Consider the following 18,866-nt stretch of genomic DNA (forward strand, 5'->3'; position numbering starts at 1 on the left):
TGACAATCTGGACCCATGTCCGACACCACCTCGCGAGCCCTCTCCCTGCTGAACCTGCTGCAGACCCACCGTCACTGGCCGGGCAGCGAGCTCGCCACGCGGCTCGGCGTGACCGAGCGGACCGTGCGCCGTGACGTCGACCGGCTGCGGGAGCTGGGTTACCGCGTCGAGTCCACGCCCGGAGCGGCCGGCGGGTACCGCCTGGAGGCGGGGAGCGCGGTGCCGCCGCTGCTGCTCACCGACGACGAGGCCGTGACCATGGCGATCGGTCTGCGCGTCGCGGCGACGCAGCAGCTGGTCGGTGGATCCGAGGTGACGCTCACCGCGCTCGCCAAGCTCGAGCAGGTGCTCCCGGCCGCGCTGCGTCGCCGGGTCAACGCGCTCGCCGCATCCGTGCAGCCGACGTCGACGCGCACGGCCTCCGTCATCTCACCCGCGGTGCTCGGAGAACTCGCACTCGCCGCGCGCGACAACGAGCGGGTGCGCCTGCGGTACGTCGATCGCGAGGGCGTCGAGAGCATCCGCCGGGTCGAGCCGCACGTGCTGTCGCCCGCCGACCGCAACTGGTATCTGCTCTGCTGGGACCTCGAGCGCGACGATTGGCGCACCCTGCGCGTCGACCGCATCGACTCGGTCGAGCACACGCGGGTGCTCTTCGCGCCCCGCGATCTGTCCGAGGAGGAGGTGCAGGAGCGCATCCTGCTCGCGACGTCCTGGTCGCCGCAGAAGATCGAGGCCGACGTCGTCATGGACCTGCCGATCGAGCGGATGCGCGAGCACTTCGGGATCTGGGCGGACGGCGCGATCCCCGAGGACGAGACACGGACCCGGTGGCCCGTCGGCGGCTCGGACTGGCGAGAGGCCGTGTACGGCCTGTTCTACGTGCCGCCCGGAGTCGAGTACACCACCGACTTCCCGGAGCCGCACCGCGCGGAGCTGCGTGAGGCGCTCCGCCGCCTCATCCGTGCGCTCGACGCTCCCGCGCCGCGGTCACGGTTCTGAGCGCCGCGGTCTCGCACCGCGGGGCGCGAGGATCGACGGAGGGTTCGGGTCGTTCCACCGCTGGAACGTCTGCACGGTCCAGAACCAGGCGAACAGCAGCAGCGCCACGGCCTCGCCGATCAGCACGGCCGGCGTCTCGCCGAACACCTGGCGGAACGAGATCGCCGCGACAAGGAAGAGCAGGTCGACGATCAGCAGGCCGGAGATCCACCGGTAGACGGCCCGCTGGCGGGGCGTCGGCGGCGTCTCGCGCTCGTCGAGCGGACCGCCGGCGTAGAGGATCGGCACGGCCGCGAAGCATCCGAAGAACAGCAGCGTCACCACGAAATGGATGCTGTGCACCGGCCAGAAGTTGAACGGGAAGCTCTGGTTCAGGGCCGGCGAGAACGCGAGCGCCGTGACGACAGCCGCCGTGACGAGCGCGATCGCCGACACGATCACGGCCGAGCGGTTCGGCGTGCGCGTGCGGGCGCGGATCACCGCGGTCACGATCACGGTCGCGACGACGACGACCGCGTACACCGCGATGCCCGCCTTCGCGGACTCGATCGCTCCGCCGGGGATGCAGTCCATCGCGGCCGGGCACGGGAGATGCCCCTCGGCCCGGGGATCGGCGATCCAGGTCGGCACGATCGCGATGAGCGGCGCGAACACCGCGCACACGTCGAGAAGCGTGGTCGCCCGGTTCCGTCCCGACAGCGCCAGGAGCGCCACGGATGCCGCGATCAGGGAGCCCGCGAAGACATCGCGCATCGGCGTGTAGAAGGCGTGACTGATCGACGCGAGCGGATGCCAGCCGAGCTGCAGCGGCTGCCATGTCACGACGACGCTCTGCAGCGCGACGCTCGCGAGCAGCGCGAAGACGACGAGCACGAGCGCGAGGCGCAGGTAGCGGTGGGTCTTCTGGCCGGTGGTGGCGGGTGCGTCGTCGGCGGCCATGCCCGTGACGCTACACCGGTATTCCGCTTGGTCACCGGGTCACGCGCCGACGCCCGCCGTCATGGGAGGACACGTCCCGACACGCGGCGTCAACCCCTCGGCGGATGCTGGCTTTCCCGATCACGCGCAGGTAACGTCGACCCCATCGCGGCGATCCGGGCGGTCCCGGGCCTCAGCTCATATCTGATGGCGTTGCGGGTTCGACTCCCGCCGTCGCGTCCACTCTCTCAGCGGCCCGCGAGCCGCTTCTCGATCGGGTCCCAGCCGCCCTCGAGCACCGCGAAGCCGGCCTCCAGGGTCGCGAGCTGATCCTCGCTGTCCGTCACGAGCAGCTGCATCTGCAACACGAAACGCGAGAACACGCGCACCTCGGCCGTCGGGGCGTCGAGGCCCAGTTCGTCGGCGATCGCTTCGGCGAGAGCATCCTCGTGGCGCAGCCACATCTTCGCGGCGTAGTCGCGTAGCGCGGGAGTCGCATTGAGGAATCGCATGAACACGCGCGCCATGTCCTCGCCGTGCTCGTCGAGGTTCAAGCCCACCTCGCCGCGGTAGAAGTCGTGGATCGCGCGGCTGATCGTCACACCGTCCTGACGCTCGCGCACGGCGGCGACGAGCCGGTCGCGCTGCTCGTCGTCCTCGTCGAACACGAGCGCCTCCTTCTGCGGGAAGTGCGCGAACACGGTCGTGGGGGAGACGTCGGCGGCGTCGGCCACCTCGCGGATGCTGACCTCGTCGAAGCCGCGCTCGAGGAACATCCTGGTCGCGACGTCGGAGATGTTCTTGCGCGTCGCGGCCTTCTTGCGCTCGCGACGGCCGAGGGGCTCGCTGGTCGTCATGCCGACACTCTATCGCGAAGTCGATCCAAAACTGGCTTGACACCGAAACTGGTATTGATACAGTTACGGAGTGACTTCACTCAACACGTCTGCTCGCGGCAACACGCGCGCCTGGGTCATGCTCATCGTCCTCACGGTGCTCACCGTCATCGGCATGACCGTCGTCCTTCCCGTGCTGCCCTTCGTCGTCCTGCAGTACGTCACCCACGAGCACGACCTCGCGCTCTGGGTCGGCGTGCTCGAGGCCATCAACGGGCTCTGCGCGTTCCTCGTGGCGCCGTTCCTCGGGCGTCTCTCCGACCGGTTCGGTCGCCGTCCGGTGATCATCGCCGCCGCATTCGGCGCCGCGTTCTCGATGGCGCTGTTCGGCATCGGAGGCGCCATCTGGGTGCTGGTGCTCGCGCGCGTGATCCAGGGCCTCACCGCCGGCGACATGCCCGCGCTCTTCGCCTACCTCGCCGACATCACCCCGCCCGAGAAGCGCGCACAGCGCTTCGGCCTCCTCGGCGCTCTCTCCGGCATCGGCATGATGCTCGGCCCGGCGATCGGCGGCCTCCTCGCGGCGGTCAGCCTGCAGCTCCCCGTCTTCCTCACCGCAGCGGTCTCGCTCGTGATCGCGATCCTCAGCCTCTTCCTGCTGCCCGAGAGCCTCAAGTCCGAGAACCGCATCCCCGCGATCCGCGCCCGCGACGTCCAGCCCTTCGCGGTCTTCAAGGAGGCGTTCGGCCGTCGTGAACTCCGCGCGCTGATGATCGGCTTCGGCCTCCTCGCCCTGCCGTTCGGCTTCTTCGTCAACAACTTCAGCGTGCTGGCCCTCGACTCGATCCAGTGGGGGCCGACGCAGATCGGCCTGTTGACGGCCGCGGTCGGCATCATCGACATCCTGATCCAGGGCGTGCTGCTCGGCTTCCTGCTTCCGCGCATCGGCGAGCGCGGTGTGATCGTGAGCGGCATCATCGCGCAGATGGTCGGCCTCGCCGGCCTCGCGATCGTCGCCTCCGTGCTCGCCCAGCCGTGGGTGTTCATCGTCGGTGCGCTGCTGCTCGCGGCAGGGCAGGGGGCGTCCCAGGCCGCGATGGACGGCGCGATGTCCAACGCGGTGGGCGACGACGAGCAGGGATGGCTGGGAGGCGCGACCCAGTCGCTCAACGCCGCCATGAGCACGGTCGCCCCGCTCATCGCCGCCGCGCTGTACACGACCGTCAGTCACGCGACGCCGTACTGGCTCGGCGTCGCCCTGATGATCGTCGCCGCGATCGTCGTGGGCCGCGCGCACATCGCCAACACGGCCAAGCGCGAGCCGGCATCCGCGTCCGTGCCTGAGGCGCAGACGCTCGATCCCGTCGGCGGCTGAGTCACCGCATCCCGGCCGGGGTGGATGATGGAGGCATGCCCGCCCCTCACCGCCCCGGTCTTCGGGTGTCCGGCGCGCTCACGATCCCCGAGGCCGAGCTGTCGTGGCGGTTCTCGCGGTCGTCCGGTCCGGGCGGTCAGGGCGTGAACACGGCCGACTCGCGTGTCGAGCTCGTCTGGGATGCCGGGCGCAGCACCGTGCTGTCGCCGGTGCAGCGCGAACGGCTGCTCGATCGGCTGGCGTCACGACTGGTCGACGGCGTGCTGACGATCGCGGCATCCGAGCATCGCGCGCAGCTGCGCAACCGGGATGCCGCGCGCGAGCGCCTCGCGGCACTCGTCGCCGCCGCGCTGCGGCCCCCGGCTCCGCCGCGGCGCGCCACGAAGCCGAGCCGCGGCTCGAAAGAGCGCCGCCTCACCGCCAAGCACCGCCGCACGGACGTCAAGCAGCTGCGGCAGCGCCCCCGCGATATGTGACCGCGAGGGTCACGCGAGCCGCTCGTCGAGCCAGTCGAACATGCGCTGCGCCGTGAGCGTGCGGGCCAACGGCTGGCAGTGGCCGTCGGCTCCCTCGGCGGCGGTGAACCGCACGAGCGTCGAGACGGATGCCGTGAGCGCGGCGAGCTGCTCCGCCTGACCACGCCTCCTGCTGATGCGCGAACAGCGCCGACAGCTGCTCGGAATCATCGGCGGCGTTCGCCGATCACGGTCTTCAGCTCGAAGTCGAAATCGGCGTCGCCCGAGAGTCTGATCGGGGCGCTGTCGCGAGGGGTCATGCTCAGTCCTTTCCGTCTCCTCCGCCGCGCACGAGCTCGAGACCGGCGCCCGCGAACTGGCGCAGCGTCGCATCCGGAAGGAACGCCCGGGTGAGCGCCGGTCCGATCGCGGCGAGATCGCTCTCATCGCGGAACAGCAGGTACATGGTCTCGTAACGCGGATGGAACTTCTGCTTGAAGCGGTGCAGCGAGCCGAAGCCGTACACGGGTTCCAGCGCATCGGCGAGCCGGTCACTCAGCGCCGCGATCATGCCGGCGTCCGGCGGATAGTCGTGTGCGAGCGGAGCACCCGAGAGCGACATGATCTCCGCGCCCTCATCCGAGAACTCGCGCGCCGACGATCCGATCAGGAACTCCATGACCGGACCGAAGCCGCCCTCGCGGCGGCGCATGAGATCGAGCGTCCATCCGCGCACGACGCCGTCGCCGCCGTACACGGGCAGCCAGGAGAGGAACCCGTCGACATCGCCGTTCGGCGCGAGCGCTAGCGCCAGACGCACCTCGGGGTCCTCCGCCTCCTCGAGCGTGCCGAGCGTGAAGCGCATCTCCGGGAGGTCCTTGTCGCCGACCCACGCCTCGGAGATCGCACGCAGCTGCTGCTGCACACCCCAGGACTCCGCCTTGAGATGCGTCATCCGGAACGTCATGTCCTCGCGTCCGGCCTTGTTGAGCGAGGTGCGCACCGAGTTCCAGCGCTTGCCGGTGAACTCGAGCCCCGGCAGGTCAACGATCGTGTCGTCCGCGACGACCAGGCTGCGCCAGCCTGCCGGCACCGCGTCGCGGGTGGCCTGGTCCGCGCTGAAGAAGCAGGGGACGAGCCCCGCGTGCTCGGCGACCCGGATGAAGTCCGCGACCGCCGCGGCTCGCTCGGATGCCGGACCGATCGGATCCGCGAGCGCGAGCGCCACCCCGCTGCGGCGCTGATAGGCGACGATGCCGCCCTCGGTGCGCGCGTAGCTGTTGCCGTCCCAGGTCGTCATCCACGACAGCGTCCCGCCGCCGTGCGCGCGCAGAGCGGTCTTGACGTCGTCGACGGTCGGAGCGGGCTGCGTTCCGAGCAGCGATTTGCGCTTGGCGCGGAAGGCCCGGCGCACACCGATGAGGTAGGCGAGCATGACGACCCACAGGAACCCGTTCGCGAGCGCGAGCTCGGTCTCGCCGTCCCAGCGGAAGTCCACCTGCGCCTGGCTGAACACCGTGATGAGAGTGAGGATCAGAGCCGCGATGAGCACGTTGAAGACACCGAGCAGGATCGCGAGCACCCAGGCGAGGCGACGTCCGCGGCGCAGCCCGTTCACGAGCACGAGGATCACGATGACGTCGATCGCGAGGTCGATGAACCCGCCCGAGACGGGCTCTGTGGGCCCGAACGGGCCGTCGGTCGCGATCAGCGTCGTGATGATCTCCACGGCTCCGAGCACGAGGATCGCCACCACGGCGACGAGACGCTGCTCGCGCACCGTGGTGCGGGACACCCGCAGCGAGCGGTCGATGCCGAGCACCAGCAGCACCGCGAGCAGATGCTCGAGGTCGGCGACCTTGCCCCAGAACAGCATCGCGATGAAGACGAACCCGAGCAGGATCAGCCAGCCGCGCACCCGCCAGGGCGGCCGGAACAGGCCGACGGCCGCGGCGATGCAGGCCATGGTGCCACCCGAGGCGCCGACGTCGAGCGCCTGCGCCTGAGTGGTCGCCCACGCCCACGGGAACAGGGACAGCACCGACAGCAGCAGTGCGGTCGCGAGGATCGCGAACAGCTGGCCGATGCCGTAGTAGGCGAGCGCGACGCGGCTGCCGCGGCGGTGCTCGAGGTAAGCCATGCCCCAGAAGCCGGCGATCGTGAAAACGTATACCCAGGGCTGGTTGACGAAGAAGGTGCCCGTGATCGGCGTCCACCACTTGCCGTCGAGGAAGGCAGGCAGGCCATAGGCGACGTCCCCGAACAGCACGGACTCCTCGAAGGGACGCCAGAGTCCCTGCGACGCGATGCCCACCACGAGGATCAGCGCCACGAACGTGAGCGTCGCGGGGATTCGTCGGGCGAACGCCAGGACGGGATGCACGGGGGACGGGGTGCGGCGCGCCTCGGTCATGCGCCTCAGCGTAGCGACGGAGGTGCGCCCGCGGGAGGGGACTCCCTTGCCGGCGGGGCGCGAAGCGTTATGGGATGGACCCATGGGCAGCATCAATCGGACACCTCACGGCCCACGAGGCCGAAATGCCAGAATGGCGGCGCTCGCGGCATCCGTCCTGATGCTCGCGACGGGCGCGCTCCTCGGGTGCGGAGCCGTCGAACCCGAGCCCGCGAGCGACGTCGCCACGATCGCAGAGGGGCTGGACGCCCCGTGGTCGATCGCCTTCCACGACGGGACCGCGCTCGTCAGCGAGCGCGACAGCGCGCGGATCCTCGAGATCGGCGACGACGGCTCCGTCCGTGAGGTCGGCGTGATCGACGATGTCGCGCCCGGGGGAGAGGGCGGGCTCCTCGGCCTCGCGGTGCGTGGCGACGAGCTCTACGCGTACTTCACCGCCGACGGCGAGAACCGGGTGGAGCGGTGCACGATCAGTGGGGATCCGGGCGGCCTGATGCTCGGCGACGCGGAGACCGTGATCGACGGCATCCCCTCGGCGGGGACGCACAACGGCGGACGGATCGCGTTCGGACCCGACGGGATGCTGTACGTCACGACCGGCGACGCCGGCGACCGCGACAGCGCTCAGGACCTCGGCGCCCTCTCCGGCAAGATCCTGAGGCTGACGCCCGACGGCGCTGTGCCTGACGACAATCCGTTCGCGGACTCCCCCGTCTACAGCTACGGGCACCGCAACCCGCAGGGGATCGCCTGGGACGCCGACGGCACCCTGTACGCGAGCGAGTTCGGCCAGGACACCTGGGACGAGCTCAACGTGATCGAGGCCGGTGGGAACTACGGCTGGCCCGAGGTGGAGGGCATCGCCGACGACGACGACTTCGTCGACCCGGTGCAGCAGTGGTCTCCTGATGAGGCGAGCCCGAGCGGCATGGCCGTCACGGACTCCGAGATCCTCATCGCGAACCTCCGCGGCGAGCGCCTGCGCGTCGTGCCCCTCGACGACCTCTCGGCCGAGTCCGAGCGCGGGATCGGCGACCTCGGACGACTGCGCGACGTCGTGATCGCCCCGGACGGCGCGGCGTGGGTGCTGACCAACAACACCGACGGCCGCGGCACACCGCTCGACGGCGACGACCGCATCGTCTCCGTCCCGGTCACGGGGTGATCCGGGAGCAGACCAGGACGCGCGGGTCGCTCAGGTCGTGATCGCCGACCCGCGGGTCACCGGTCGCCGCCGACCGCCTCGGCGATCGCGGCCTCGAGGTCGCCCCATGCCTGCAGCGTCACGGCCTCGCCGTCGATGAAGAAGCTCGGCGTGCTGCGGACGCCCAGCTTCTCGCCGTCGCTCTTGTCGACCTGCACGCGCTCGAGCGTCGCGGGGTCGGCGATCGCGGCGTCGTAGGCCGCGAGGTCGAGTCCGAGGTCCTCCGCGAACCCGCGGAACACCTCGGGGGTCTCGACGCTGTTCTCTCCCCACTGCGCCTGCGTCTCGAACAGGCGGTGGTACATGTCCTCGAAGCGGTCCTGCTGCGCTGCGGCTTCGGCGGCGAGCGCGGCCTGGGTCGAGTTGATGTGCCCGGGCAGCGGGAAGTAGCGGACGACGTAGGTGATGTCGCCCGCGTACTGCGCGCGCAGGTCCTCGACGATCGGATAGAAGGCGCCGCACGCCTCGCACTCGAAGTCGAGGAACTCCACGACCGTCACGGCGCCGTCACCGCCCTGGTCGAGCACGTGCGAGTCGGTGCGGACGGTCTGCAGGCGCTCGCCCTCGGGCGGGGCGGGGTCGGCGGCGCGCTGCGTCATGGCGTAGACGATGGCGACGATCGCGAGAACGATCGCGACGCCGAGGGCGATCAGGGTGGCTTTGACAGGGGTCTTCATGGGTCTCTCCAACGGTGGTCCGGGGGTGTGATCCGGGCGTGTGATCCGGGCAGGGCGAGGTGCGCGCGAGCGCGAGTGCGGGGATGCCGCGGCGCGGCGCTCCGGATCAGGTGCGGGAGAGGGAGAGCTGGACGAGCGTGAGGGCGGGGACCGCGCGACGAGGGCCGGCTCGTGACGGCATCACGGAGCGCCGTGGCGAGTCGGTGCAGAGCAGGGCGCTCCGTCCGGGGAGGCGGAGCAGGAGCAGGACGAGCAGGAGGCAGCAGAGGACCGCGATCACGACGCCGCCGGCATCCATGGGGGAGGCCTCGATCGGGGACGACGCGGCCTCCGTGAGGTCGTGTCCGCTGCCCGTCGAGGACGCCGAGACGCCCGTCGAGGACGCCGAGACGCCCGTCGCGAGGCACAGCGCGGAATGCGCGTCCGCGGTGCGGTGCGACGTCGACCACGCGCCGATCACGAGCAGCAGCGCGAGGCCCAGAGCGAGGGCGACCCTGACGATCAGCATCCGCTCGATCCCGCGCGGGGAGAGTCGGTTCGTCGGGGTGCGCATGGTGCGCGCAGTCTAACAATCCGGCCTCGGTGCCGCCTCCGCGGCCTGTGGCCGAGCCGAGGCCGCGACACGCGCCTAGACTGGAGGGGTGGCGAGACTGTTGATCGTAGGCGGCTTCCTGGCCGCCGTGTTCTGGGTGTTCAGCATCGTCGACTGCGCCGTGCAGCCGTCGACGCGTCACCGGGGCGTGCGCAAGCCGGTCTGGATCCTCATCGTCGTGCTGATCCCTGTCATCGGCGGCATCCTCTGGTTCACGATCGGTCGGCGCCGTGCGAACGAGAAGGGCGCGATCCGCGTGCTCGCCCCGGACGACGACCCCGAGTTCCTCCGCAGCATCAGCAAGAGCGAGCAGGACGCGCGCATCCGCCGTCTCGAGGAGGAGCTCGCGAAGCTCGAGGACGAGTCCGACGACGGCACCGCCCCGGACCCGCGTCCGTGACCTCATCGCCGGCGATGGATGCCGCGGCATCCCTCTTCGCGGAACTCGTCGCCCACGGGGTGCGCGAGGTCGTGCTCTCGCCGGGTTCGCGTTCGCAGGCTCTCGCGCTCGCCGCTGTACACGCCTCCGAGCAGGGAGCGCTCCGCGTGCACGTGCGCATCGACGAGCGTGTCGCCGGGTTCACTGCCCTCGGCCTGTCGCGTGAGAGCGGGGTGCCGGCAGCCGTCGTGTGCACGTCCGGCACCGCCGCCGCGAACCTTCTGCCGGCCGCGATGGAGGCTTTCCACGCGGGGGTCCCGCTGCTGCTGCTCACCGCCGACCGTCCGCCGGAGCTGCGCGGCGTCGGTGCGAACCAGGCCACGGTGCAACCGGGGATGTTCGCTGCGTGGGCGCGCGAGCAGATCGACGCGCCCGTGCCCGGAGAGGGCCCGGCCGACGGAGGCTGGGAGGGGCTCGGCGCCCGTGCGGTGACCGCCGCGATGGGCGGACACGCCGCGCACGGACTGCCCGGGGTCGCGGGTCCCGTGCACCTGAACCTGCCGTCCCGAGAGCCGCTGTCCGGAACGCATCCCTCGGTCGCCCTCGTACCGGGCGAGGCACCGCGCCCTCCCGTCGCCGAGGCGCTCGAACTCGCACAGGGACCGCGCACGGTCGTGATCGCCGGAGCGGACGCGGGACCGGATGCCGAGGAGCTCGCGCACGCCGCATCCTGGCCGCTCCTCGCCGAGATCGTCAGCGGGGCCCGGTTCGGCCGGCGCCTCGTGCACGGCTATCGCACACTGCTCGACGACCCGGAGCTCGGCGGCCGCGTCGAGCGCGCCGTCGTGCTCGGCCACCCGACCCTGAGCCGCCAGGTCGCGCGACTCCTCGCCCGGCCCGACATCGAGGTGATCGCGGTGCGCCGCGGCGGCGACGCCCTCGACCTCAACGGGCGCACGACCTCGGTGGGCGCAGTCCGAGTCGCCGAGGGGCCGGCCGACCGCGAATGGCTCGGCGCCTGGCTCACGGCATCCGCCTCTCAGGTCGTCGACCTCAGCGAGGCCGCACCCGACCAGGACGGACTCGTCTCGGCCGATCCGGCGGCGCGACGCGACGCCGTGGCCGCCGAGCTCGCCGCCGTGCGCCGCCCCCTCGACCGCGAGCTGCTGGTCGACGCGGTGTGGCGGGCGACCTGGCCGCACGACCGGCTCGTGTTCGGGTCCTCGCGGATCGTGCGCGTCGCCGATGCGGTGCTCCCCGGCAAGAAGGTGCCCGTGCACGCCAATCGCGGCCTGGCCGGGATCGACGGCACGGTCGCGACCGCCACCGGGATCGCGCTGGCCAGTCAGGCGGGCGGCGCCCCCGGGATCACGCGCGTGCTGCTCGGGGACCTCACCCTGCTGCACGACGTCGGGTCGCTGCTGCTGCCGCCCGACGAGGACGAGCCGCGCCTGCAGGTGATCGTCGGCAACGACGGCGGCGGCACCATCTTCGACGCGCTCGAGGTCGCGACCACGGCCGAGCGCGCCGACCTCGACCGTGCGTTCTACACGCCGCACACGGTGCGCCTCGAGCAGCTCGCGAGCGCGTACGGCTGGGAGTACCTCCGTGTCACCACGCGCGCGGCGCTCGATCAGGCGCTGACGGCGCCGGCCGGCGGCCGGCAGCTCATCGAGGTTCCGCTGACGCGGTGACCCGCTTCGCGCCGTGCTCGCGCTCGGCGCGGTCGACGCGGCAGGATGGGCGCATGAACGCGCACTCCTGGTCCCGCACCCTGCAGGTGGGCGAGGGCTTCCGCCTCGCCGACGTCGACCCCGCGAGCACCCCCGGGTACCACGGGCGCAAGGCCGACGGCGCACGCGACCTCGCCGCCGGCCTCGACGAACTGAACATCCTGCAGGAGCGTCTGTTCGCCGAGAGCCGCGTCGGAGTGGCCGAGGATTCGGTGCTGCTGATCCTGCAGGCCATGGACTCGGCCGGCAAGGGCGGCATCGTGCGTCACGTGGTCGGCGGCGTCGACCCGCAGGGGGTCATGCTCACGGCGTTCAAGGCGCCGACCGCGGACGAGCTCGCGCACGACTTCCTCTGGCGAGTCGAGAAGCGGTTGCCCGAGCCCGGGTTCATCGGGGTGTTCGACCGCTCCCACTATGAGGACGTGCTGATCGGGCGCGTGCGCGCGCTCGCGCCGGCTGACGAGATCGAGCGGCGCTACTCGGCGATCACCGAGTTCGAGGACGCCGCGGCTGCGGCCGGAACGCGCATCGTCAAGGTCATGCTGCACATCTCCCGTGAGGAGCAGAAGTCCCGGCTCATGGAACGGCTCGAGAGGCCCGACAAGCACTGGAAGTACAACCCCGGCGACGTCGACGAGCGGATGCTGTGGAACGAGTACATGGCCGCGTACCAGACCGTGTTCGAGCGCACCTCGACCGCGGCCGCGCCGTGGCACGTGGTGCCCGCCGACCACAAGTGGTACGCGCGGCTGGCGGTGCAGGAGCTGCTGCTCGACGCCCTGCAGCGCATCGATCCGCAGTGGCCCGCCGCCGACTTCGACGTCGAGGCCGAGAAGAAGCGTCTCGCCGCGAGCTGAGCGCGATGCCTCAGGCCAGGGCATCCACCAGCGGGCGGAACTTCACCCGCGTCTCGAGCAGCTCCGACTCGGGGTCCGACCCCGCGACGATGCCCGCGCCCGCGTAGGCGGTGACGGCGATGCCGTCCGCGACCGGCGAGAACTGCGCGCAGCGCAGCGCGATGGCCCACTCGCCGTTGCCGGCGGCATCCACCCATCCGACCGGTCCGGCGTAGCGACCGCGATCGAAGGGCTCGAGCTCGCGGATCGCGGCGATCGCGGCCGGTGTCGGCGTTCCGGCGACCGCCGCGGTGGGGTGCAGCGCGCCGACCAGGTCGAGCGACGACCCGCCCTCGGCCAGCTCGCCCTCGACGTCGGTCGCGAGGTGGAACAGGTTCGGCAGTTTGAGCAGGAACGGCTGCTCGCTGGCCGCCAGGGCGCGCGTGTGCGGTCGCAGCGAGGCGAGCACGCTCTGCACCGCGTACTGGTGCTCGTCGAGGTCCTTCGTGCTGGAGGCGAGGTGGGCGGATGCCGCGGTGTCGGCGTCGGCGTCGGCGCCGCGGCCGATCGTGCCGGCGAGGACTCGCGCCGTGACCGTGCGGTCCTGCACGGTCACGAGCGTCTCGGGGCTCGCGCCGATCAGTCCGTCGACGGCGAACGCCCAGGTGTCGGGGTAGCCGGTCGACAGCGCCCGGACGAGACGACGGAGGTCGGAGCCGGCCGGGATGCTGCCGGTGAGGTCGCGGGCGAGCACGACCTTGCTGAGTTCGCCGTCCGCGATGCGGGCGAGCGCGGCGCGCACCGAATCCTGATAGTCCTGAGGGCTCTGCGCGCCGGGGCCGACGGTGCCGGCCCAGTGCGGGCCGTAGGGATGCGTCTCGGCATCGGTCGGCTCCGGCGCATCCGCGGCCCGGATGCTCGTGAGCCACGTGCGTCCGTGGTGTCGGCCGATCACGAGCGCCGGCACGATGAGCACGCTGTCGGCGGCCGAGTCCTCGTCGAACGCGAGGGCTCCGAAGGCGACGAGTCCGGTGCCGGGGAGCCCGAGCGGATCCTCGATCTCGGCGCCGTCGGCGAGCTCCCGCCACGCGGAGGCGACGGCGCCGGAGCGCGGCGGGGCGTCGCCGCGGGGGACGCGGATCGTGGCGACGACGTCTGCTCCGACGGCCACGATCCCGTCGCCGCGGCGCAGCCACGCCAGCGGCCGGTCGGGGTCGGCGTAGGCCAGAGGGTCCTCGATCGGATCGATCTCACGGGTCCGCACGACCAGCCTGCTGCTCACCCCACCAGCCTAGTTCCGCCACGACATGCTCTCGCCGCCTACGGGCCTGACGCGTTCCGTCTCGTCGCTTCGCTCCTCGCTCAACGACCTTCTCACCGGTCGTTGAGCGACGCTTCGACTCACTGCGCTCGCTCAGTGCGGGTCTCCGCGCGACGAATCGCGCCGCACCGGGCCTACGCTGAGGGCATGACCGACGTACGACCCGCTCTCGGTGCCGAGATGATCTTCCAGTGGCGCAAATGGGATGGGTCGCCGCACTGGCGTCACGAGTGCGTGTACCTCGGCGCCGACGAGTGGGGCGACTGGATCGGACAGCCCACGGGGTGGCTCAGCGCTCGCCCCGGCGCGTCGTTCGTCGCCGAGACGCCGAACGTCACGCTGATCCCGCGGCGACCCGACTTCGCCCTCACCGTCAATCGCGCGCATCCCCGCGGCATGCGCGTGTACATCGATCTCGGATGGGAGATCGAGTGGTCCGACGATCCGCTGCTCGCCACCGGCATCGACATGGACCTCGACGTCGTCCGGGTGGTGGGCGAGCGCGGCACCTGGGTCGACGATCGCGACGAGTGGGCCGAGCACAGCGCGCTGTTCGGCTACCCGCCCGAGGTCGTGACGACGCTGGAGGCGCTCGCCCTCGACCTCGAGGAACGCGTGCGCGCGCAGGTCGCGCCGTTCGACGACGCCACCGCCGATCAGTGGCTCGACCGCCTCGACTCCCTCGGGCTGCCGCCCAGGTCGCCCGCCTAGACTGGACCCGTGACCCCGAACGATGTGAACCGCGCCGACCTCGGCAAGGACCCCGACCGCGTGAGCGGCATGTTCGACCAGGTCGCCGCGGGCTACGACCGCACGAACACGGCGATGACGGTCGGCAACGACGCGCTGTGGCGCGCGGCGACGACGCGCGCCGTGGCGCCGAAGCCGGGAGAGCGCATCCTCGACCTCGGGGCCGGGACCGCCTCCTCGTCGGCATCCCTCGCGCGCAGCGGAGCCGAGGTCGTCGCCGCCGACTTCTCGCCGGGGATGCTCGCGGAAGGGCGACGTCGGCACGGCAGCATCCGCAACCTGTCTTTCGTGCAGGCCGATGCCACGAACCTGCCCTTCGCCGACGGCGAGTTCGACGCCGTCACGATGTCCTACGCCCTGCGCAACGTGAACGACCCCAAGAAGGCTCTGCGCGAGCTGTTCCGTGTCACCAAGCCCGGCGGTCGACTCGTGATCAACGAGTTCTCCACCCCGCCCTCGACGCTCTTCCGTTCGGCGTACCGCTTCTACAACGCGCAGGTGCTGCCGCGCGTCGCCCGGGTCGCCGGCACGAACGGCGAGGCGTACGACTACCTGAACGAGTCCATCAGGGACTGGCCCGACCAGAAGACGCTCGCCGCGTGGATCCGCGACGCCGGCTGGACCGATGTCGCCTACCGCAATCTGTCGTTCGGCATCGTGGCGCTGCACCGCGCCCGCAAGCCCCGCACCGGCACGACCGCGTGAGCATCGCGCGCGAATCCGCATCGCGGACGACGGTAGGCTGAACCCGTGACTTCGAGCCGCGTTGCCCCGGGTTCGCGACTGGCGAGCCGTCTCGGTTTCAGCGACCGCGTCTTCATCGGCACAGCCGGCCGCCGCATCGCCCAGGCCATCGAAGACGGACTGGAGCTCGTCGAGACCGGTCTCGCCGAGGACGTGCGCGTCGCCGACCCGCTCGCCGACGCCGCGAGCCGCTACCTGTACGAGGCCGGCGGCAAGCGCATCCGCCCGGTGCTCACGCTCCTCGCGGCCCAACTCGGCGACGGCACCACCCAGCAGGTGGTCGACGTCGCCAAGGCGCTCGAGATCACGCACCTCGGCTCGCTGTACCATGACGACGTCATGGACGGCGCCGACCGCCGTCGGGGGGTGCCGGCCGCGCAGACCGTGTGGGGCAACAACATCGCCATCCTCACGGGCGACATCCTGTTCTCCCGGGCGAGCCAGCTCATGTCCCGCCTCGGTGAGCGGGCGATCCGTCTGCAGGCCGACACCTTCGAGCGGCTCGTGCTCGGGCAGATGCACGAGACCATCGGCGCACAGCCCGACGACGACCCCATCGAGTTCTACATCCAGGTGCTCGCCGACAAGACCGGGTCGCTGATCGCCGCCGCGACGCAGGGCGGTGTGATCTTCTCGAACGCGCCGAGCGAGTACGAGGAGCCGCTGCGCGTGTACGGCGAGAAGATCGGCGTCGCCTTCCAGCTCCTCGACGACGTGATCGATCTGTCGGCGAAGCCCGAGGACACCGGCAAGGTGCCCGGAACCGACCTGCGCGCCGGCGTGCCGACTATGCCGTACCTCCTCCTCAAGGCCGAGACGGATGACGCATCCCTCGACCTCGCCGCGCGCATCGACGAGGGCGTCGCCCGCATCGCCGACGGCGCCGACCCCATGATCCTCGACGGTCCGCTCGCCGAGCTGCGCGACCACACCGGCACGCAGAAGACACTGGCGCTCGCGCACTCCTGGACCCAGGATGCGATCGACGCGCTCGCCCCGCTTCCGCGCGGCACCGTGCGCGAGGCGCTCACGCGCTTCGCCGAGACCCTCGTCGAACGCTCCAGCTGATCCGATCGCGGCCACGGGCCGTGCGGATCCGGACGTGACGGCACACGAAAGGACCCTCCTATGACCAAGCTCCGACTGGCCATCGTCGGCGCGGGCCCCGCCGGCATCTACGCCGCCGACATCCTGCTGAAGGCCGAGCGCAAGTTCGACGTGTCGATCGACCTGTTCGAGCAGCTCCCCGCGCCCTACGGCCTCGTGCGCTACGGCGTGGCCCCCGACCATCCCCGCATCAAGGGCATCATCACGGCGCTGCGAGACGTGCTCGACCGCGGCGACATCCGCCTGTTCGGCAACGTGCGCTTCGGTGAGGACATCACGCTCGACGATCTCAAGAAGCACTACAACGCGGTGATCTTCGCGACCGGCGCGATCCGCGACACCTCGCTCGACATCCCCGGCATCGACGCGGTGGCCTCCTACGGCGCGGCCGACTACGTGAGCTGGTTCGACGGGCACCCGGATGTCCCGCGCGAATGGCCGCTGGATGCGGCATCGGTCGGCGTGCTCGGCAACGGCAACGTGGCCCTCGACGTCGCCCGCATGCTCGCAAAGCACGCGGAGGACCTCCTCGTGACCGAGGTGCCGGAGAACGTCTACGACGGTCTGAAGGCCAGCGAGATCACCGATGTGCACGTGTTCGGCCGCCGTGGTCCCGCGCAGGTGAAGTTCACGCCGCTCGAGCTCCGTGAGCTCGGCGAGCTCCGCGACGTCGACATGGTCGTCTACGACGAGGACTTCGACTACGACGAGGCATCGAAGGATGCCGTCGCCAGCAACAAGCAGGTCATGGTGATCGACCGCATCCTGCAGTCGTGGCGCAAGCGGGACTCGGTCAACAACGACGGCGGCACGGCCTCCCGACGTCTGCACCTGCACTTCTGGGCGCGTCCGGTCGAGGTGCGCACCGACGACGCCGGTCGCGTCGCCGCCCTCGTGTACGAGCGCACGCAGCCCGACGGGCAGGGCGGCGCGATCGGCACGGGCGAGCTGCGCGAGGTGCCGCTGCAGGCCCTGTACCGCGCGATCGGATACTTCGGTTCGCCGCTGCCCGACGTGCCGTTCGACAAGAAGCACGGCGTGATCCCGAACCGCGAGGGACAGGTGCTCGCCAAGGACTCCAACCAGCAGGTGCCCGGAATCTACGCCACCGGCTGGATCAAGCGCGGGCCCGTCGGCCTCATCGGCCACACCAAGTCCGACGCCATGGAGACCGTGCGGCACATCATCAACGATCAGGGCTCGTGGTGGCACCCGGAGGACCCGTCGGAGGAGGCCGTCGTGGCGCTCCTGCAGGAGCGCGGTGTCCGCTGGACGGACCTCGACGGCTGGCACCGGCTCGACGAGCACGAGATCGGCCTGGGCGCCCCGCAGGACCGCGCCCGCGTCAAGGTCGTTCCCCGCGAGGAGATGGTGCGGGTCTCTCGCGGCGAGTGACCGTCACCACATCGTCACCCGCGCACCGCGTATCCGGGATGATCGCGTCCGTAGGCATCACCGCGCCGCAGTAGTCGTCGGCGCGTCGGCTAGCCTGGCGGCATGGCTGACTGGGTCCCCGACGTCCTCGGCGACGAGTTCGCGCAGCTGACGCTCGCGCTCGAGCCCGACGACGAGGGGGACGTCGTCGCGACGCTCGTCCGGGCGCTGCCGCAGGAGATCGGGTGGTGGGATCGCTTGCGCGGTCGGGTGCGGATGCTGGAGGACGTCGACGTCCTGTACGTGCACGGGTGGTCGGACTACTTCTTCCAGAAACGGCTCGCGCGGTTCTGGACGGCCCGGGGTGCGAGGTTCTTCGCCCTGGACCTCCGCAAGTACGGACGCAGCCTGCGCGAGGGGCAGACGCCCGGATTCATCACCGACCTCGCCGCCTACGACGAGGACATCGCTGCCGCGCTGGACGCGATGGGACGCGATGCCGACGGAGCGGGGTCGGGACGAAGGCTCGTGCTGCTGGGGCACTCGACCGGAGGGCTCACGCTGAGTCTGTGGGCTTCCCGGCACCCCGGCACGGCGGATGCCGTGATCCTCAACAGCCCCTGGCTCGAGTTCCAGGTCGCGTCGGCACGGCCGCTCATCGCGCCGGTGGCGGAGCTGCAGGCGCGGTGGGCGCCGCGCGACGTCGCGCCCCAGGTCGACCTCGGGTTCTACACCCGGGCCCAGGAGGCGGTCGCTGACCCCGATGACCCTGTGGAGGTGAACCTGGCGTGGCGTCCGGCGCAGACGATGGCGGTGCACGCGGGCTGGTTCCACGCGATCCTCTCCGGACACGCGACGGTCGCCGCGGGACTCGCGATAGGCGCACCCGTGTGCGTGCTGCTGTCGGCGCGTTCGGCGACTCCCACCCGGTGGTCGGACGATCTGACCCGTGCCGATTCGGTTCTCGTGGTCGACGACATCGCGCGGGCGGCCCTGAAGCTGGGGCCGTCGGTGACGGTCGAACGCATCGACGGCGCCCTGCACGACGTCTTCCTCTCGCGGCACGATGCTCGGGAGGAGGCGTACCGACGGCTCGAGCGCTGGGTGCGGGGCTGGTCGTCTGCAGGCTGAGCGGCCGCTGCGAGGTGGG

Annotated in this window: 19 protein-coding genes and 1 tRNA gene; 13 read left to right on the forward strand and 7 right to left on the reverse strand. The window is 71.2% G+C overall.

What is annotated here, in order from left to right:
• Window positions 1-15: 15 nt before the first annotated feature.
• On the forward strand, window positions 16-1,002 hold the full coding sequence (locus AKH00_RS09485; protein ID WP_050722469.1) for a helix-turn-helix transcriptional regulator: 987 nt from the start codon (window positions 16-18) through the stop codon (window positions 1,000-1,002).
• Here AKH00_RS09485 and AKH00_RS09490 read toward each other — a convergent pair.
• Window positions 991-1,941 carry a hypothetical protein gene (locus tag AKH00_RS09490; RefSeq protein ID WP_050722470.1) on the reverse strand — a complete coding sequence of 317 codons (951 nt, stop codon included), beginning with the start codon at window positions 1,939-1,941 and terminating at the stop codon, window positions 991-993. The genes AKH00_RS09485 and AKH00_RS09490 overlap by 12 nt on opposite strands.
• Window positions 1,942-2,087: 146 nt before the next feature.
• Here AKH00_RS09490 and AKH00_RS17845 point away from each other — a divergent pair.
• Window positions 2,088-2,163, forward strand: a tRNA-Met gene (locus AKH00_RS17845).
• 5 nt (window positions 2,164-2,168) lie between these two features.
• On the opposite strand, the gene AKH00_RS09495 is transcribed toward AKH00_RS17845, so the two are convergent.
• Window positions 2,169-2,777: a TetR/AcrR family transcriptional regulator gene (locus AKH00_RS09495; RefSeq protein WP_050722471.1), complete on the reverse strand. Its 609-nt coding sequence runs from the start codon at window positions 2,775-2,777 to the stop codon at window positions 2,169-2,171.
• A gap of 70 nt (window positions 2,778-2,847) precedes the next feature.
• Between AKH00_RS09495 and AKH00_RS09500 the strand changes: the two genes are divergently transcribed.
• Together AKH00_RS09500 and arfB are read left to right on the forward strand one after the other, a co-directional pair.
• Complete coding sequence (locus AKH00_RS09500) at window positions 2,848-4,131, forward strand: MFS transporter (RefSeq protein WP_235556735.1); 1,284 nt, start codon at window positions 2,848-2,850, stop codon at window positions 4,129-4,131.
• 35 nt (window positions 4,132-4,166) lie between these two features.
• Entirely contained in the window at window positions 4,167-4,607 is a 441-nt protein-coding gene (arfB, locus tag AKH00_RS09505; RefSeq protein ID WP_050722472.1) for an alternative ribosome rescue aminoacyl-tRNA hydrolase ArfB, read from the forward strand.
• 9 nt (window positions 4,608-4,616) lie between these two features.
• On the opposite strand, the gene AKH00_RS09510 is transcribed toward arfB, so the two are convergent.
• Both AKH00_RS09510 and AKH00_RS09515 read right to left on the reverse strand, forming a co-directional pair.
• Window positions 4,617-4,817 carry a hypothetical protein gene (locus AKH00_RS09510; RefSeq protein ID WP_050722473.1) on the reverse strand — a complete coding sequence of 67 codons (201 nt, stop codon included), beginning with the start codon at window positions 4,815-4,817 and terminating at the stop codon, window positions 4,617-4,619.
• A 91-nt stretch (window positions 4,818-4,908) separates the two neighbouring features.
• On the reverse strand, window positions 4,909-6,999 hold the full coding sequence (locus AKH00_RS09515) for a bifunctional lysylphosphatidylglycerol flippase/synthetase MprF (protein ID WP_050722474.1): 2,091 nt from the start codon (window positions 6,997-6,999) through the stop codon (window positions 4,909-4,911).
• A gap of 133 nt (window positions 7,000-7,132) precedes the next feature.
• On the opposite strand from AKH00_RS09515, the gene AKH00_RS09520 reads away from it, so the two are divergent.
• Window positions 7,133-8,164 carry a PQQ-dependent sugar dehydrogenase gene (locus tag AKH00_RS09520; protein ID WP_235556736.1) on the forward strand — a complete coding sequence of 344 codons (1,032 nt, stop codon included), beginning with the start codon at window positions 7,133-7,135 and terminating at the stop codon, window positions 8,162-8,164.
• Window positions 8,165-8,220: 56 nt separating this feature from the next.
• Here the strand turns inward: AKH00_RS09520 and AKH00_RS09525 are convergent, their stop codons facing one another.
• Window positions 8,221-8,880 (reverse strand): DsbA family protein, encoded by a 660-nt coding sequence (locus AKH00_RS09525; protein ID WP_050722476.1) that lies wholly within the window; start codon window positions 8,878-8,880, stop codon window positions 8,221-8,223.
• 106 nt (window positions 8,881-8,986) lie between these two features.
• On the reverse strand, window positions 8,987-9,433 hold the full coding sequence (locus AKH00_RS09530; RefSeq protein WP_050722477.1) for a hypothetical protein: 447 nt from the start codon (window positions 9,431-9,433) through the stop codon (window positions 8,987-8,989).
• Between the two features lie 88 nt (window positions 9,434-9,521).
• Between AKH00_RS09530 and AKH00_RS09535 the strand changes: the two genes are divergently transcribed.
• Genes AKH00_RS09535 through AKH00_RS09545 form a run of 3 tightly spaced genes read left to right on the forward strand, consistent with a single transcriptional unit; the run spans window position 9,522 to window position 12,441 of the window.
• Window positions 9,522-9,872 (forward strand): PLD nuclease N-terminal domain-containing protein, encoded by a 351-nt coding sequence (locus AKH00_RS09535; protein ID WP_050722478.1) that lies wholly within the window; start codon window positions 9,522-9,524, stop codon window positions 9,870-9,872.
• A gap of 14 nt (window positions 9,873-9,886) precedes the next feature.
• Window positions 9,887-11,545 (forward strand): 2-succinyl-5-enolpyruvyl-6-hydroxy-3-cyclohexene-1-carboxylic-acid synthase, encoded by a 1,659-nt coding sequence (gene menD, locus AKH00_RS09540; protein WP_050722924.1) that lies wholly within the window; start codon window positions 9,887-9,889, stop codon window positions 11,543-11,545.
• Between the two features lie 53 nt (window positions 11,546-11,598).
• Window positions 11,599-12,441 (forward strand): PPK2 family polyphosphate kinase, encoded by an 843-nt coding sequence (locus AKH00_RS09545; RefSeq protein ID WP_050722479.1) that lies wholly within the window; start codon window positions 11,599-11,601, stop codon window positions 12,439-12,441.
• Between the two features lie 10 nt (window positions 12,442-12,451).
• Here the strand turns inward: AKH00_RS09545 and AKH00_RS09550 are convergent, their stop codons facing one another.
• Entirely contained in the window at window positions 12,452-13,702 is a 1,251-nt protein-coding gene (locus AKH00_RS09550) for an isochorismate synthase (protein WP_050722480.1), read from the reverse strand.
• A 186-nt stretch (window positions 13,703-13,888) separates the two neighbouring features.
• On the opposite strand from AKH00_RS09550, the gene AKH00_RS09555 reads away from it, so the two are divergent.
• From AKH00_RS09555 to AKH00_RS09575, 5 genes are all read left to right on the forward strand, one after another.
• Entirely contained in the window at window positions 13,889-14,452 is a 564-nt protein-coding gene (locus AKH00_RS09555; protein WP_050722481.1) for a hypothetical protein, read from the forward strand.
• A gap of 9 nt (window positions 14,453-14,461) precedes the next feature.
• Window positions 14,462-15,196, forward strand: a complete 735-nt coding sequence (locus AKH00_RS09560; protein WP_050722482.1) for a class I SAM-dependent methyltransferase — start codon at window positions 14,462-14,464, stop codon at window positions 15,194-15,196.
• A gap of 45 nt (window positions 15,197-15,241) precedes the next feature.
• Complete coding sequence (locus AKH00_RS09565) at window positions 15,242-16,303, forward strand: polyprenyl synthetase family protein (RefSeq protein ID WP_050722483.1); 1,062 nt, start codon at window positions 15,242-15,244, stop codon at window positions 16,301-16,303.
• A 60-nt stretch (window positions 16,304-16,363) separates the two neighbouring features.
• Window positions 16,364-17,737 (forward strand): FAD-dependent oxidoreductase, encoded by a 1,374-nt coding sequence (locus tag AKH00_RS09570; protein WP_050722484.1) that lies wholly within the window; start codon window positions 16,364-16,366, stop codon window positions 17,735-17,737.
• Between the two features lie 102 nt (window positions 17,738-17,839).
• On the forward strand, window positions 17,840-18,847 hold the full coding sequence (locus AKH00_RS09575) for an alpha/beta hydrolase (RefSeq protein WP_050722485.1): 1,008 nt from the start codon (window positions 17,840-17,842) through the stop codon (window positions 18,845-18,847).
• The last annotated feature ends 19 nt before the right edge of the window (window positions 18,848-18,866 follow it).

The organism is Microbacterium sp. GCS4 (genome assembly GCF_001262495.1).
Taxonomy (GTDB): Bacteria; Actinomycetota; Actinomycetes; order Actinomycetales; family Microbacteriaceae; genus Microbacterium.